Origin of the sequence: Variovorax sp. CCNWLW225, assembly GCF_037204045.1 — a bacterium.
GTDB lineage: Bacteria > Pseudomonadota > Gammaproteobacteria > Burkholderiales > Burkholderiaceae_C > Variovorax.
Map to the genome: position 1 here is coordinate 767699 of NZ_JBBCBV010000001.1, position 12619 is coordinate 780317.

14 protein-coding genes are annotated in these 12619 nt (G+C 64.4%); 10 read left to right on the plus strand and 4 right to left on the minus strand.

Annotated features, from left to right (window positions below; translation table 11 throughout):
* Nucleotides 1–31: 31 nt before the first annotated feature.
* From V9L20_RS03730 to V9L20_RS03745, 4 genes are read right to left on the minus strand one after another with little or no spacing between them, the layout of a single operon-like run.
* Nucleotides 32–583 carry a hypothetical protein gene (locus V9L20_RS03730; protein ID WP_337295539.1) on the minus strand — a complete coding sequence of 184 codons (552 nt, stop codon included), beginning with the start codon at nucleotides 581–583 and terminating at the stop codon, nucleotides 32–34.
* Nucleotides 584–614: 31 nt separating this feature from the next.
* Nucleotides 615–1613 (minus strand): HpcH/HpaI aldolase/citrate lyase family protein, encoded by a 999-nt coding sequence (locus V9L20_RS03735; protein ID WP_337295540.1) that lies wholly within the window; start codon nucleotides 1611–1613, stop codon nucleotides 615–617.
* Nucleotides 1610–2389, minus strand: coding sequence for a trans-aconitate 2-methyltransferase (gene tam / locus V9L20_RS03740; protein ID WP_337295541.1), 780 nt, complete (start codon nucleotides 2387–2389; stop codon nucleotides 1610–1612). Before tam ends, V9L20_RS03735 begins: the two co-directional genes overlap by 4 nt.
* 19 nt (nucleotides 2390–2408) lie before the next feature.
* Nucleotides 2409–3395: a malate dehydrogenase gene (locus V9L20_RS03745; protein WP_258504789.1), complete on the minus strand. Its 987-nt coding sequence runs from the start codon at nucleotides 3393–3395 to the stop codon at nucleotides 2409–2411.
* Between the two features lie 184 nt (nucleotides 3396–3579).
* On the opposite strand from V9L20_RS03745, the gene V9L20_RS03750 reads away from it, so the two are divergent.
* The 10 genes from V9L20_RS03750 to leuC all read left to right on the plus strand — a co-directional run bounded on the left by V9L20_RS03750 (nucleotide 3580) and on the right by leuC (nucleotide 12607).
* Complete coding sequence (locus V9L20_RS03750) at nucleotides 3580–4335, plus strand: GntR family transcriptional regulator (RefSeq protein WP_337295542.1); 756 nt, start codon at nucleotides 3580–3582, stop codon at nucleotides 4333–4335.
* A 225-nt stretch (nucleotides 4336–4560) separates the two neighbouring features.
* The gene (gene sdhC, locus V9L20_RS03755; protein ID WP_258504786.1) at nucleotides 4561–5007 is read left to right on the plus strand and encodes a succinate dehydrogenase, cytochrome b556 subunit; all 447 of its coding nucleotides are present in this window, start codon (nucleotides 4561–4563) and stop codon (nucleotides 5005–5007) included.
* Between the two features lie 13 nt (nucleotides 5008–5020).
* Nucleotides 5021–5386, plus strand: coding sequence for a succinate dehydrogenase, hydrophobic membrane anchor protein (sdhD, locus tag V9L20_RS03760; protein ID WP_281149609.1), 366 nt, complete (start codon nucleotides 5021–5023; stop codon nucleotides 5384–5386).
* A gap of 7 nt (nucleotides 5387–5393) precedes the next feature.
* Complete coding sequence (gene sdhA, locus V9L20_RS03765; protein WP_337295543.1) at nucleotides 5394–7202, plus strand: succinate dehydrogenase flavoprotein subunit; 1809 nt, start codon at nucleotides 5394–5396, stop codon at nucleotides 7200–7202.
* Between the two features lie 31 nt (nucleotides 7203–7233).
* Nucleotides 7234–7935, plus strand: a complete 702-nt coding sequence (locus V9L20_RS03770) for a succinate dehydrogenase iron-sulfur subunit (RefSeq protein WP_055804283.1) — start codon at nucleotides 7234–7236, stop codon at nucleotides 7933–7935.
* Nucleotides 7936–7954: 19 nt separating this feature from the next.
* A complete protein-coding gene (locus V9L20_RS03775; protein WP_258504781.1) occupies nucleotides 7955–8290 on the plus strand; it encodes an FAD assembly factor SdhE in 336 nt (111 codons plus the stop codon).
* A 23-nt stretch (nucleotides 8291–8313) separates the two neighbouring features.
* A complete protein-coding gene (gene gltA / locus V9L20_RS03780) occupies nucleotides 8314–9624 on the plus strand; it encodes a citrate synthase (RefSeq protein WP_126745779.1) in 1311 nt (436 codons plus the stop codon).
* A 146-nt stretch (nucleotides 9625–9770) separates the two neighbouring features.
* Nucleotides 9771–9911: an entericidin A/B family lipoprotein gene (locus tag V9L20_RS03785; RefSeq protein ID WP_126745778.1), complete on the plus strand. Its 141-nt coding sequence runs from the start codon at nucleotides 9771–9773 to the stop codon at nucleotides 9909–9911.
* Between the two features lie 279 nt (nucleotides 9912–10190).
* Nucleotides 10191–11144, plus strand: a complete 954-nt coding sequence (locus tag V9L20_RS03790) for a LysR substrate-binding domain-containing protein (protein WP_337295544.1) — start codon at nucleotides 10191–10193, stop codon at nucleotides 11142–11144.
* A gap of 41 nt (nucleotides 11145–11185) precedes the next feature.
* Nucleotides 11186–12607 carry a 3-isopropylmalate dehydratase large subunit gene (gene leuC, locus V9L20_RS03795; protein WP_258504776.1) on the plus strand — a complete coding sequence of 474 codons (1422 nt, stop codon included), beginning with the start codon at nucleotides 11186–11188 and terminating at the stop codon, nucleotides 12605–12607.
* Nucleotides 12608–12619 lie beyond the last annotated feature (12 nt).

The following is a 12619-nucleotide window of genomic DNA, read 5'->3' on the forward strand; positions in this document are numbered from 1 at the left end:
AGAGCCGCGCCGCACCCCGTGTTTGGTACGACTACTTCTTGGCCGCGTCGGCGCCTTCGAACAGGCTCTTGGGCGGGTTCTTCTTCATTTCTTCGGCAAACGCGACCTGCTCGGCGGTCTGGCATTCATCGGCAATGCGCAGGCCCGCCTTCTGGTTCATCAGCATCGACTTGTTGCCGAGCTGGAGCCACATGGCGCCGGCGCGCGGGTCTTCGAGGCGGATGGCGCCGGTGCGGCTTTCGACCGGGTGCATGCGGTACTTCAGGCCCTTGGTCGACACGTTGAAGAAGCCGGGCTTCTTCTCGTCGGCGGCCACGGTCACGTCGGCGCCAAGTTCGCACTGGGCCTTGCCGAGCGAAACGCGCTTGGCGACTTCGAGGTCGGCGTCGGTCAGCACGATGTTGGTTTCATCGGCGATGGGCGTCACTTCTTCGACGGCCTTGGCGGCCTTGCGGGTGACCTGCTTCTTGGGGGGCGCCTTCTTGGCTTCAGCCTTGGCGGCCGGCTTGGCAGGGGTGGTTTGCGCCGTGGCGGCAAACGGGAGCGCCAGGGCCAGGGCTGCGATCAGAGCGATTTTTTTCATGGGTGTTTCCTTGAGGCTGGATTCGTAAGTTTCAGGAGGCCGCGAGTGCAAACCAGGCTTTTGCCTCTGCAGGCAACGCGCGCCCTGTTGCGTGGGCACGCGTCAGCACTTGCCAAAAATGGCGATAGCTCGCGCGGTCGTGCAATGTGCCATCAATTTGTGTCGGCGCCCAATCCGCGAGTGCGGCATTTGTAATGATTTCTACGGCAATCTGAATCTGGGCCTCGTCCGGCGCAAACGCTTCGAGGATCGGCCGGATCTGGTTCGGGTGGATGCTCCACATGCGCGTGTAGCCGAATTCGGAGGCCGCCTTGCGGGCCGCCGTGCGCATGGCATCGGTGTTGTTGAACTCGGTGACCACGCAGTGCGAAGGCACCTTGCCGTAGGCATGCGCAGCGGACGCGATGGCCAGCTTGGCACGCACCACCAGTGGATGCGCGAACTGGCCGGCAGCCCCCATTCCGTCAGCCGGAATGGCGCCCGCATGGGCGGAAACGAAATCCATCAGGCCGAAGCTCAGCGATTGCACGCGCGGATGCGCGGCAATTTCGAATGCGTTGTGCACCGCCAGCGGCGATTCGATGAGCACGTGCAGCGGCAGCGCATCGGCGTCGGCCGCCTCGAGCGCCGCCACGGCCTGCGCCACGTCGGCCACGGACTCGACCTTGGGCACCATCAGGTGGCTGAGCCGGTGGCCGGCACGCCCGGCAATGGTGACCACGTCGCCGGCGAAGGCCGGGTGATCGACCGGATGAACGCGCACGCCGACTCGCATGCCCGGCTTTGCGGCAAGTGCCAGTTCGGTAACAAGCGCGGCATGCTCGGCCTCGCCGCCGACCGGGGCGCCGTCTTCGCAGTCGAGGGTGACGTCGAACACGCAGGCGCCGAACTCCTCGGCCATTTCGGCCTGGAGCGCGAGGCTCTTCTTCATGCGCGCTTCAACGCCGCTGTAGTGGTCGCACACGGGCAGCGTCACAGCGCCGGCTTGCGCTCCGAGCAACACTTCAGCGGGATGGACCGGGTTCGTCATGCTTTTTTCTGCGCCACGATGAACATGCGCGGAAAGGCGAGCAGCCGCTTGCCGTCGGCACGGGCGGGATAGGCCTGGTCGATACGGCGCTCGTATTCGGCCAGGTAGCTTGCGCGCAGCTCGTCAGGCAGCCGGTCGACGAAAGGCTTCAGCCCCGTGCCGCGCACCCATTCGACAATGGCTGCGGCGTCGGCCATGGGATGCTGATAGATGGTGTGCCAGACATCGACCTTGGCCGCCTCGGGCGCCAGCAGGTCGTAGTAGCCGCCGAGCGGCAGCAGCAGCGTGCGCATTCGGTCGGCGTCGCCGATGGGCTCGGCCCACGGCGCCTCGGAGGCCACGGCGCGCATCAGGCGATGCGTGGGCTCCTGGCGGTTGTCGGGCATCTGGACGGCGAGCACGCCACCCGGGGCCAGCGCGGCAAAGAGGCGCGGGATCAGCGTTTCGTGATCCGGCACCCACTGCAGGGCTGCGTTGGCGTAAATGAGGTCGGGCGCTTGGTCTTGCGGCGCCCAGGTCGCAATGTCGCTCAACTCGAAGCGCGCCTGCGGCAGGCGCTCGCGCGCGCTGGCCAGCATGGCTTCGGAGTTGTCGGTTCCGACGACACGCGCCTTCGGAAACCGATGAAACAGCAGCTCGGTGGAATTGCCCGGTCCGCAGCCGAGGTCGACCACATGGGCCGCCTCGGACAACGGCACCCGCGCCAGGAGCTCCTGTGCGGGCCGGGTGCGCTCGTCCTCGTAGCGACGATAGAGCGCGGGGTTCCAGTCGAGCATGCCGATGCTGCGATTGCGATTACAGGAGGTGAGCGACGCCCGCCTGCTCGCCCTGCAGCTCTTCCAGGGTCTTGTTGATGCGTTCCTGGCTGAATGCATCGATTTCCAGGCCTTCGACCAGCTTGTATTCGCCGTTCTCGCAGGTCACGGGGAAGCCGAACATCGTGTCCTTCGGAATGCCGTATTGGCCGTCCGACGGAATGCCCATGGTGACCCACTTGCCGTTGGTGCCCAGGGCCCAGTCGCGCATGTGGTCGATGGCTGCGTTGGCGGCCGAGGCGGCCGACGACAGGCCGCGTGCTTCGATGATGGCCGCGCCGCGCTTGCCGACGGTCGGCAGGAAGGTGTTGGCGTTCCATTCCTGGTCGTTGATCATCTTGGCGACGCTTTCGCCCTTGATGGTGGCAAAGCGGTAGTCGGCGTACATCGTGGGCGAGTGGTTGCCCCACACGACGAGCTTTTCGATGTCGGCCACAGGCTTGCCGGTCTTGGCGGCGATCTGGCTGGCGGCGCGGTTGTGGTCCAGGCGCAGCATGGCGGTGAAGTTCTTGCGCGGCAGGTCAGGGGCGCTCTTCATCGCGATGTAGGCGTTGGTGTTGGCGGGGTTGCCGACCACCAGCACCTTCACGTTGCGGCTGGCCACGGCGTTCAGCGCTTTGCCCTGTGCCGTGAAGATGGCGCCGTTGACGGCCAGCAGTTCGGCACGTTCCATGCCCGGGCCGCGCGGACGCGAGCCGACCAGCAGCGCGTAGTCGGCGTCCTTGAAGGCGGTCATGGGGTCGCCATGGGCTTCCATGCCGGCCAGCAGCGGGAAAGCGCAGTCGTCGAGTTCCATCATCACGCCCTTGAGCGCCTTCTGGGCCTTCTCGTCGGGGATTTCGAGCAGTTGCAGGATGACCGGCTGGTCTTTGCCGAGCATTTCGCCCGACGCGATACGGAACAACAGGGCGTAACCGATTTGGCCGGCGGCACCGGTGACGGCAACGCGGACGGGTTTTTTGCTCATGGGAAGACTCCAGAAGATGGTGAAAACGGTATCGGCGGGCGCGTTTGGCGCCGGTGTCCTGCAGGGCGGGAATCCTTCCCGCGGCGCAGGCCGGCCCGCATTTTAAGCCGAATCGATGCAGCCCGTCTTATGTCTTATATAAGATATGCTCGGAGGTTCCGCCACGGCGCACCCCACCGCTGCCATGAATGCCACCGTCCTCGAAGACTCCGCGACGCCTTCCTTCAGTCCGCTCTACCAGCAGATCAAGACCTTGATCCTGCAGAGCCTGCAGGCCGGCGAGTGGAAGCCGGGCGAACCGATTCCGAGCGAAATGGATCTTGCCGTGCGCTATCGCGTGAGCCAGGGCACGGTGCGCAAGGCCATCGACGAGCTGGCGGCCGAGAACCTCGTGGTGCGGCGCCAGGGCAAGGGCACCTTCGTTGCCACGCACGCCGAGCAGCACGTGCAGTACCGCTTTCTGAAGCTCGTGCCCGATGTCGGCACGCCAAGCACCGAAGGTCCCGCCGAGCGCACCATCATCGATTGCCGCCGCCAGCGCGCATCGGCCGACGTGGCGCGCGCACTGGGCCTGCGCACCGGCGACGCGGTGCTGCAGGTGCGGCGCGTGCTCGCCTACGGCGGCGTGCCGACCATTCTCGAAGACCTGTGGCTCCCCGGCGCACCCTTCAAGGGCCTCACGGCCGAGCGGCTGCGGGCCTGGCCCGGCCCGATGTACGCAATGTTCGAAACCGAATTCGGCGTGCGCATGGTGCGCGCCGAAGAAAAGATTCGCGCGGTGCTGCCCGACGCGGAGCAGGCGGCCTTGCTCGACGTATCGCTGCAGATGCCCTTGCTCAGCGTGGAGCGCCTGGCGCACACGTACCACGATACGCCGATGGAACTGCGCCGCGGCTTGTATCGCACCGACACGCACCATTACCGGAATCAGCTCGGCTGAGATCGCGCCAAGATGAAACCACGATCGAACCGCATTGCAGCACCTGCGCACGGCGCGCAGCACGCTCCGAAGTCAATAGCATCCGACTGCGGCACTGCGCCGACGCGGGCACCTCCGCCATGCAATGGTGCATTGCAATAGAATTTTGCGTTGTTTGCATTCCGCAGAAGAAACAAAAGCGTTCGCTATCAGAACAAGCCACCAAGCCACGAAAGCCTCCCCCCAATGACAGAGCTTGCAACCCCTCCCCGGCCGCCGCGTCGCGAATTCCGGAACATCAATGCCTTCACCGATCTCACGACCTACCGGCTGCCGCCGGCCGGCATCGTGTCGATCCTGCACCGCGTGAGCGGTGTGCTGATGTTCCTGCTGATGCCATTCATCATCTGGATGTTCGACACCTCGCTTTCGTCCGACTATTCGTTCGCCAGATTCAAGGCCGCCTTCAACAGCGGCCTTGGTTTCGTTCCGGGCTGGTTCTTCAAGCTGGTCGCGCTCGCACTGATCTGGGCCTACCTGCACCACTTCATCGCCGGCCTGCGCCACCTCTGGATGGACGTGAGCCACGCCGCCGTCACCAAGGAGTTCGGACAGAGTTCGGCCCTGGTCACGCTGGCCCTGAGCGTTCTGCTCACCGTGGTGCTCGGCGCCAAGCTGTTCGGCCTGTACTGAGAAGGAGCCAACCATGTCTGTGAATTACGGCTCCAAGCGCATCGTCGTCGGCGCACATTACGGTTTGCGCGACTGGCTCAGCCAGCGCATCACGGGCGGCCTGATGGCGCTCTTCACGATCATCCTGCTCGCGCAACTGATCTTCACGCGTGGCCCGCTCGGCTACGACCTCTGGGCCGGCATCTTCGCCGCGCAGTGGATGAAGGTGCTGACCTTCTCCGTGATCGCTTCCCTGCTCTATCACGTGTGGGTAGGCATGCGCGACGTGTGGATGGACTACGTCCAGCCCGTCGGCATTCGCCTTGCCCTGCAAATTTTCACCATCGTCTGGCTTGTCGGTTGTGCGGGTTGGGCCATTCAAGTGCTTTGGAAGATCTGACCCCACCATGACCTACACAAAAGAACAAATCACCAAGCGCAAGTTCGACGTCGTGATCGTCGGTGCCGGCGGCTCCGGCATGCGCGCTTCGCTGCAACTGGCCCGCGCCGGCCTGAACGTGGCGGTGCTCTCCAAGGTGTTCCCCACCCGTTCGCACACCGTGGCTGCCCAAGGCGGCGTGGGCGCGTCGCTCGGCAACATGAGCGAGGACAACTGGCACTACCACTTCTACGACACGATCAAGGGCTCCGACTGGCTCGGCGACCAGGACGCGATCGAGTTCATGTGCCGTGAAGCACCCAAGGTCGTGTACGAGCTCGAACACTTCGGCATGCCGTTCGACCGCAACCCCGACGGCACGATCTACCAGCGCCCATTCGGCGGCCACACGGCCAACTACGGCGAAAAGCCCGTGCAGCGCGCCTGCGCCGCGGCCGACCGCACCGGCCACGCCATGCTGCACACGCTCTACCAGAAGAACGTCGAGGCACGCACCCAGTTCTTCGTCGAGTGGATGGCGCTCGACCTGATCCGCGACGCCGAAGGCGACGTGGTCGGTGTCACGGCCCTCGAAATGGAAACCGGCGACCTGCACATCCTGCAGGCCAAGACCGTGCTGCTGGCCACCGGCGGCGCGGGCCGCATCTTCCAGGCCTCGACCAACGCCTTCATCAATACCGGCGATGGCCTGGGCATGGCCGCGCGTTCGGGCATTCCGCTGCAGGACATGGAGTTCTGGCAGTTCCACCCGACCGGCGTGGCCGGTGCCGGCGTGCTGCTGACCGAAGGCTGCCGCGGGGAAGGCGCCATTCTGCTCAACAGCAACGGCGAACGCTTCATGGAGCGCTATGCGCCCACGCTGAAGGACCTGGCACCGCGCGACTTCGTCTCGCGTTCGATGGACCAGGAAATCAAGGAAGGCCGCGGCTGCGGCCCCAACAAGGACTACGTGCTGCTGAAGCTCGATCACCTCGGTGCCGAGACCATCCACAAGCGCCTGCCCTCGGTGTACGAAATCGGCGTGAATTTCGCCAACGTCGACATCACTAAGGAACCGATCCCCGTCGTGCCGACCATCCATTACCAGATGGGCGGCATTCCGACCAACATCAACGGCCAGGTCGTGATTCAGCAGGGCGAGCAGAACAGCGCCGTGGTGAACGGCCTCTATGCCGTGGGCGAATGCTCCTGCGTGAGTGTGCACGGCGCCAACCGCCTGGGTACCAACTCGCTGCTCGACCTCTTGGTGTTCGGCCGCGCGGCCGGCAACCACATCGTCGAGTTCAACGACAAGCACAAGGAGCACAAGCCGCTACCGGCCGATGCCGCCGATCGCACGCTGGAGCGCCTGAACCGGCTCGAAGCGGCCACCGACGGCGAATACGCGCAGGATGTGGCCGGCGAAATCCGCTCGGTCATGCAGCAGCATGCGGCCGTGTTCCGCAAGCAAGCCTCGATGGACGAAGGCGTGGTCAAGATCGCCGCCGTGCGCGAGCGCGTCAACGCCATTGGCCTGAAGGACAAGTCGAAGGTGTTCAACACCGCGCGCATCGAAGCGCTCGAAGTCGACAACCTGATCGAAGTGGCGCAAGCCACCATGGTCTCGGCGGCCGCCCGCAAGGAATGCCGCGGCGCCCACACGGTGGAAGACTACGAGCGTCCGTCGGACGACCCGGTTGCGCCGCTCGGCCGCGACGACGCCAACTGGATGAAACACACCCTCTGGTACAGCGAGGGCAACCGCCTCTCCTACAAGCCGGTCAACCTCAAGCCGCTGACGGTCGACTCCGTTCCTCCCAAGGTCCGTACGTTCTAAGCAAGCAAGAACAACATCACAAGGTTTCACGATGAAGCGCACATTCCAGATCTACCGCTACGACCCGGACAAGGACGCCAAGCCCTACATGCAGACCATCGAGATCGAACTCGACGGCCATGAGCGCATGCTGCTCGACGCCCTGATGAAGCTCAAGGCGCAGGATCCCACGCTGTCGTTCCGCCGCTCGTGCCGCGAAGGCGTCTGTGGCTCGGACGCCATGAACATCAACGGCAAGAACGGTCTCGCCTGCCTCACCAACATGCTCACGCTCAAGGGCACGATCGTGTTGAAGCCGCTGCCGGGCCTGCCCGTCATCCGCGACCTGATCGTCGACATGACGCAGTTCTTCAAGCAGTACAACTCGATCAAGCCGTACCTGCAGAACGACAACGTGCCGCCCGAGAAGGAGCGCCTGCAGTCGCCCGAGGAGCGCGACGAGCTCAACGGCCTGTACGAGTGCATTCTGTGCGCGAGCTGCTCCACGAGCTGCCCCAGCTTCTGGTGGAACCCCGACAAGTTCGTGGGCCCGGCCGGCCTGCTGCAGGCCTACCGCTTCATCGCCGACAGCCGCGACGAAGCCACCGCCGAGCGCCTGGACAACCTCGAGGACCCGTACCGCCTGTTCCGCTGCCACACGATCATGAACTGCGTGGACGTGTGCCCGAAGAACCTGAACCCGACGAAGGCGATCGGCAAGATCAAGGAACTGATGGTGCGCCGCGCCATCTGATCCTTTGCCGAGAGAAACCATGCAAACCGCCGCCGAACTCGCACAGCCTCTCAGCGAACGTGCGCTGAGCAAGCTGAAATGGCGCTGCCGGCGCGGTCTGCTCGAGAACGACCTGTTCATCGCGCGCTTCTTCGAGCGGCACGAGTCGCACATGACCGTCGGCCAGGCGGGAGCGATGGAGACATTGATGGACCTGTCGGACAACGACCTCCTCGATCTTCTGCTGCGAAGAAAGGAGCCCGAGCCCGCATGGGCCGGGGCCGAGGTGGTCGAGTTGCTCCAGTTGATGCGCACCGACGGCGCGCAGCGTCCCTCCACCTCTGTTTCCGCCTCCGTTTCCTCTTCGCCTTCCTGAATACTCTCTGAAAGAAACCCGAAATGAAAGCTTCCGATACCAAGGCCACGCTGTCGTTCAGCAACGGCGGCGACAGCGTCGAACTGCCGATCTACAAGGGCACCGTGGGCCCGGACGTGATCGACATCCGCAAGCTGTATGCACAGACCGGCATGTTCACCTATGACCCGGGTTTCATGTCGACCGCCGCATGCCAGTCGGCCATCACGTACATCGACGGCGACAAGGGCGAACTGCTGTACCGCGGCTACCCCATCGAGCAGCTCGCAACCAACTGCGACTTCCTCGAAACCTGCCACCTGCTGCTCTACGGAGAGCTGCCGGACCAGGCCAAGAAGACCAACTTCACCAAGCTCGTGACCAACCACACGATGGTCAACGAGCAGATGCAGTTCTTCCTGCGCGGCTTCCGCCGCGATGCGCACCCGATGGCCATCATGACCGGCCTGGTTGGCGCGCTGTCGGCCTTCTATCACGACAGCACGGACATCAACAATCCCGAGCACCGCGAGATCGCCGCGATCCGCCTGATCGCGAAGATGCCCACGCTCGTGGCCATGGCCTACAAGTACACGATCGGCCAGCCGTACATGTACCCGAAGAACGACCTGAGCTACGCGGGCAACTTCCTGCACATGATGTTTGCCACGCCGTGCGAGGAGTACAAGGTGAACCCGGTGCTCGAGCGCGCGCTCGACCGCATCTTCATCCTGCACGCAGACCACGAGCAGAACGCCTCGACCTCGACCGTGCGCCTGTGCGGCTCGTCGGGCACCAACCCCTTCGCGGCCATTGCGGCCGGCGTGGCCTGCCTCTGGGGCCCGGCGCACGGCGGTGCCAATGAAGCGGCGCTGAACATGCTCTACGACATCCAGAAGGAAGGCGGCGTGGAGAAGATCGGCGAGTTCATCAAGAAGGTGAAGGACAAGAACTCGAACGTCAAGCTCATGGGCTTTGGCCATCGCGTGTACAAGAACTACGACCCGCGCGCCAAGCTGATGCAGGAAACCTGCAACGAAGTGCTGACCGAGCTGGGCCTGGAAAACGATCCGCTCTTCAAGCTGGCCAAGGAACTGGAAAAGATCGCCCTCGAAGACGAATACTTCGTCTCGCGCAAGCTCTACCCGAACGTCGACTTCTATTCGGGCATCGTGCAGCGCGCCATCGGCATTCCGGTGCCGCTGTTCACCGCGATCTTCGCCCTGGCCCGCACGGTCGGCTGGATTGCCCAGCTGAACGAAATGATCGGCGACCCGGAGTACAAGATCGGCCGTCCGCGCCAGCTGTTCGAAGGCTCGCCCAAGCGCGACGTTCAGCCCATCGGCAAGCGCTGAAGGCGCCCCGGCGCTCACCGCGGAAAGCTGCCTTCGGGCAGCTTTTTTGCGTCTTGGCTGACAGGATTCGTTGTGCGGCGTCGGTACGTTGTGTATCGGAGGCCCGAGGTCGGGCCGCCTTTTTCAACGCCTTCAGGAGATCCGTCATGAAGAAAATTGCCGCGCTGATTGCCGTCACCTTCGCCTTCGCCGTCCCGCTGTCCGGCTGCAACACCTTCCGGGGTGCTGGCCAGGACATCCAGAAGGGTGGCGAAAAAGTAGAAGACGCCGCCAAGAAGCGCCAGTAAGCAGGCACCGACCCCGGGTCTTCCAAGACCCGCGCGGGCGTCGGAAGACCGCTTCCTCGCCTGCGTACCGCGCTCTGACGCACGCCCCGCTCCCTCGCCTGAAAAGCGAGGAGCGGGGCGTTTTGCCGTCTGCGGTGCGGGAAATTCACCGCTTGCACGGGTTCCGGGGCTGGAACTCCTCGCCTCAGGGCAACAAACCCATCTCAGATGACGATGGCAAGTTGATCAAAACCCATAGAAAATGACGAACTCATCGCCAGACGCGATGTCCGACACCCCATGAGCACTTCAGAACGCAACTTCGCCCGGCGCATCGACCTCACGTCGCTGCAGTTGTTCGTGGCCGTTTGCGAATTGGGCAGCATCGGACGGGCGGCGGAGCGCGAATTCATTGCGGCCTCAGCCATCAGCAAGCGGCTGTCCGACCTGGAAGCCACCCTGGGCACCACCCTCCTCTACCGTCACGCGCGCGGGGTCGATCTTTCGCCCGCGGGCGAAAGCCTGCTGCACCATGCGCGCTCGGTGCTCTACAGCCTTGAGAAGATGCAGGGCGAACTCAGCGAATACGCCGAGGGCGTGCGTGGCCATGTGCGGGTGCACGCCAACATCTCGGCCATCGTGCAGTTTCTTCCTGAAGACCTCGGCGCCTTCACGCGCGAGCACGACGCGATCAAGATCGACCTGGAAGAGCACCTGAGCAACGAAGTGGTGCGTGCGGTGCAGGAAGGCGCCGCCGACCTGGGTATTTGCCATATTCCCGACGGCACCAACGAATTGCAGACGTTGCCCTACCGCCACGACCGGCTCGTGCTGATCGTGCCCGCAGGGCACCCACTCGCTACGCAAGGTTCGATCGATTTCACGGCTTCGCTCGACTTCGACCACGTCGGCCTGCACACCAACAGCTCGATCTACGTGGCCATGCACCAGGCCGCGGTTGAAGCGGGCCGCAGCGTCAAGCTGCGCATCCACGTGACCGGACTCGACGCCATGTGCCGCATGATCGACAACGGCCTGGGCATCGGCGTGATGCCGGAGCGTGCGTTCGAGCTGCTGCAGGCTGGCATCGGCAGCCGCCTGTGCAGCGTGGCGCTGAACGACGCCTGGTCGAACCGCGAAATCCGGCTGGTAGCGCGCGACTTCTCCACCCTTCCCGTGGCCGCGCGCACGCTGGTCAACCACTTGCATACGCCGGCGGCCACCCACGATGTGGCCGAGCCGATTGCGGCATAGAAACAAGACAATTCACTTCCCCACGAAAGACAGAGAACGACATGGCACGCACGCTCTACGACAAGATCTGGGACGAACACGTCGTCCACACCGAGGAAGACGGCACCGCCATCCTCTACATCGACCGCCATCTGGTGCACGAGGTCACCAGCCCGCAGGCCTTCGAGGGGCTGCGCGAGGCCGGCCGCAAGCTTTGGCGCATCAGCTCGGTCGTGGCCACGGCCGACCACAACACGCCCACCACGGGCTGGGAGCGCGGCTACGAAGGCATTGCCGACCCCACCAGCAAGGAGCAGGTCACCACGCTCGACAAGAACATCGCGGAGTTCGGCGCCGCGGCGTTCTTTCCGTTCCTGAGCAAGCGCCAGGGCATCGTGCACGTGATCGGCCCCGAATCGGGCGCCACGCTGCCCGGCATGACCGTGGTCTGCGGCGACTCGCACACCTCCACGCACGGCGCATTCGGCGCCCTGGCGCACGGCATCGGCACCAGCGAGGTCGAGCACGTGATGGCCACGCAAACGCTGCTCGGCAAGAAGGCGAAGAACATGCTGGTGAAGGTCGAAGGCAAGCTGCCGTTCGGCTGCACCGCCAAGGACATCGTGCTCGCGATCATCGGCAAGATCGGCACTGCAGGCGGCACGGGCTACACCATCGAATTCGCGGGCTCGGCGATTCGCGACCTGAGCATGGAAGGCCGCATGACGGTCTGCAACATGGCCATCGAGGCCGGCGCGCGCGCGGGGCTCGTGGCGGTCGACGAAAAGACCATCAGCTACATCAAGGGCCGCCCGCTCGCACCCTCCGGCGTGGAATGGGATCAGGCCGTGGCCTATTGGCGCACGCTGCAGTCCGACCCCGACGCGAAGTTCGACGCCGTGGTCGAGCTCGACGCAACGCAGATTCAGCCGCAGGTCACCTGGGGCACATCGCCCGAAATGGTGGTCGACATCAACGGCCGCGTGCCCGATCCCGACAAGGAAAAGGACGCCAGCAAGCGCGGCGCCATCGAGCGCGCACTGGTCTACATGGGCCTGGAGCCCAACAAGGCAATGAACGACATCTTCATCGACAAGGTGTTCATCGGCTCGTGCACCAACAGCCGCATCGAGGACATGCGCGAAGCCGCGGCCGTGGTGAAGAAGCTCGGCCAGAAGGTTGCGAAAAACGTGAAGCTCGCGATGGTGGTTCCGGGCTCCGGCGTGGTGAAGGAACAGGCCGAGCGCGAGGGCCTCGACCTGATCTTCAAGGCCGCGGGCTTCGAATGGCGCGAGCCCGGCTGCTCGATGTGCCTCGCCATGAATGCCGACCGCCTGGAACCCGGCGAGCGCTGCGCATCGACCAGCAACCGCAACTTCGAAGGCCGCCAGGGCGCCGGTGGCCGCACCCACCTGGTGAGCCCGGCCATGGCCGCCGCCGCCGCGGTGCACGGCCACTTCGTCGACGTGCGCACCTTCGCCTGAACAAGAAGAGAG

What these genes read in the sequence shown, in the direction of transcription:
- V9L20_RS03730 (WP_337295539.1), bottom strand. Translation starts at nt 583, where the DNA reads ATGAAAAAAATCGCTCTGATCGCAGCCCTGGCCCTGGCGCTCCCGTTT.
- V9L20_RS03735 (WP_337295540.1), bottom strand. Translation starts at nt 1,613, where the DNA reads ATGACGAACCCGGTCCATCCCGCTGAAGTGTTGCTCGGAGCGCAAGCC.
- tam (WP_337295541.1), bottom strand. Translation starts at nt 2,389, where the DNA reads ATGCTCGACTGGAACCCCGCGCTCTATCGTCGCTACGAGGACGAGCGC.
- V9L20_RS03745 (WP_258504789.1), bottom strand. Translation starts at nt 3,395, where the DNA reads ATGAGCAAAAAACCCGTCCGCGTTGCCGTCACCGGTGCCGCCGGCCAA.
- V9L20_RS03750 (WP_337295542.1), top strand. Translation starts at nt 3,580, where the DNA reads ATGAATGCCACCGTCCTCGAAGACTCCGCGACGCCTTCCTTCAGTCCG.
- sdhC (WP_258504786.1), top strand. Translation starts at nt 4,561, where the DNA reads ATGACAGAGCTTGCAACCCCTCCCCGGCCGCCGCGTCGCGAATTCCGG.
- sdhD (WP_281149609.1), top strand. Translation starts at nt 5,021, where the DNA reads ATGTCTGTGAATTACGGCTCCAAGCGCATCGTCGTCGGCGCACATTAC.
- sdhA (WP_337295543.1), top strand. Translation starts at nt 5,394, where the DNA reads ATGACCTACACAAAAGAACAAATCACCAAGCGCAAGTTCGACGTCGTG.
- V9L20_RS03770 (WP_055804283.1), top strand. Translation starts at nt 7,234, where the DNA reads ATGAAGCGCACATTCCAGATCTACCGCTACGACCCGGACAAGGACGCC.
- V9L20_RS03775 (WP_258504781.1), top strand. Translation starts at nt 7,955, where the DNA reads ATGCAAACCGCCGCCGAACTCGCACAGCCTCTCAGCGAACGTGCGCTG.
- gltA (WP_126745779.1), top strand. Translation starts at nt 8,314, where the DNA reads ATGAAAGCTTCCGATACCAAGGCCACGCTGTCGTTCAGCAACGGCGGC.
- V9L20_RS03785 (WP_126745778.1), top strand. Translation starts at nt 9,771, where the DNA reads ATGAAGAAAATTGCCGCGCTGATTGCCGTCACCTTCGCCTTCGCCGTC.
- V9L20_RS03790 (WP_337295544.1), top strand. Translation starts at nt 10,191, where the DNA reads ATGAGCACTTCAGAACGCAACTTCGCCCGGCGCATCGACCTCACGTCG.
- leuC (WP_258504776.1), top strand. Translation starts at nt 11,186, where the DNA reads ATGGCACGCACGCTCTACGACAAGATCTGGGACGAACACGTCGTCCAC.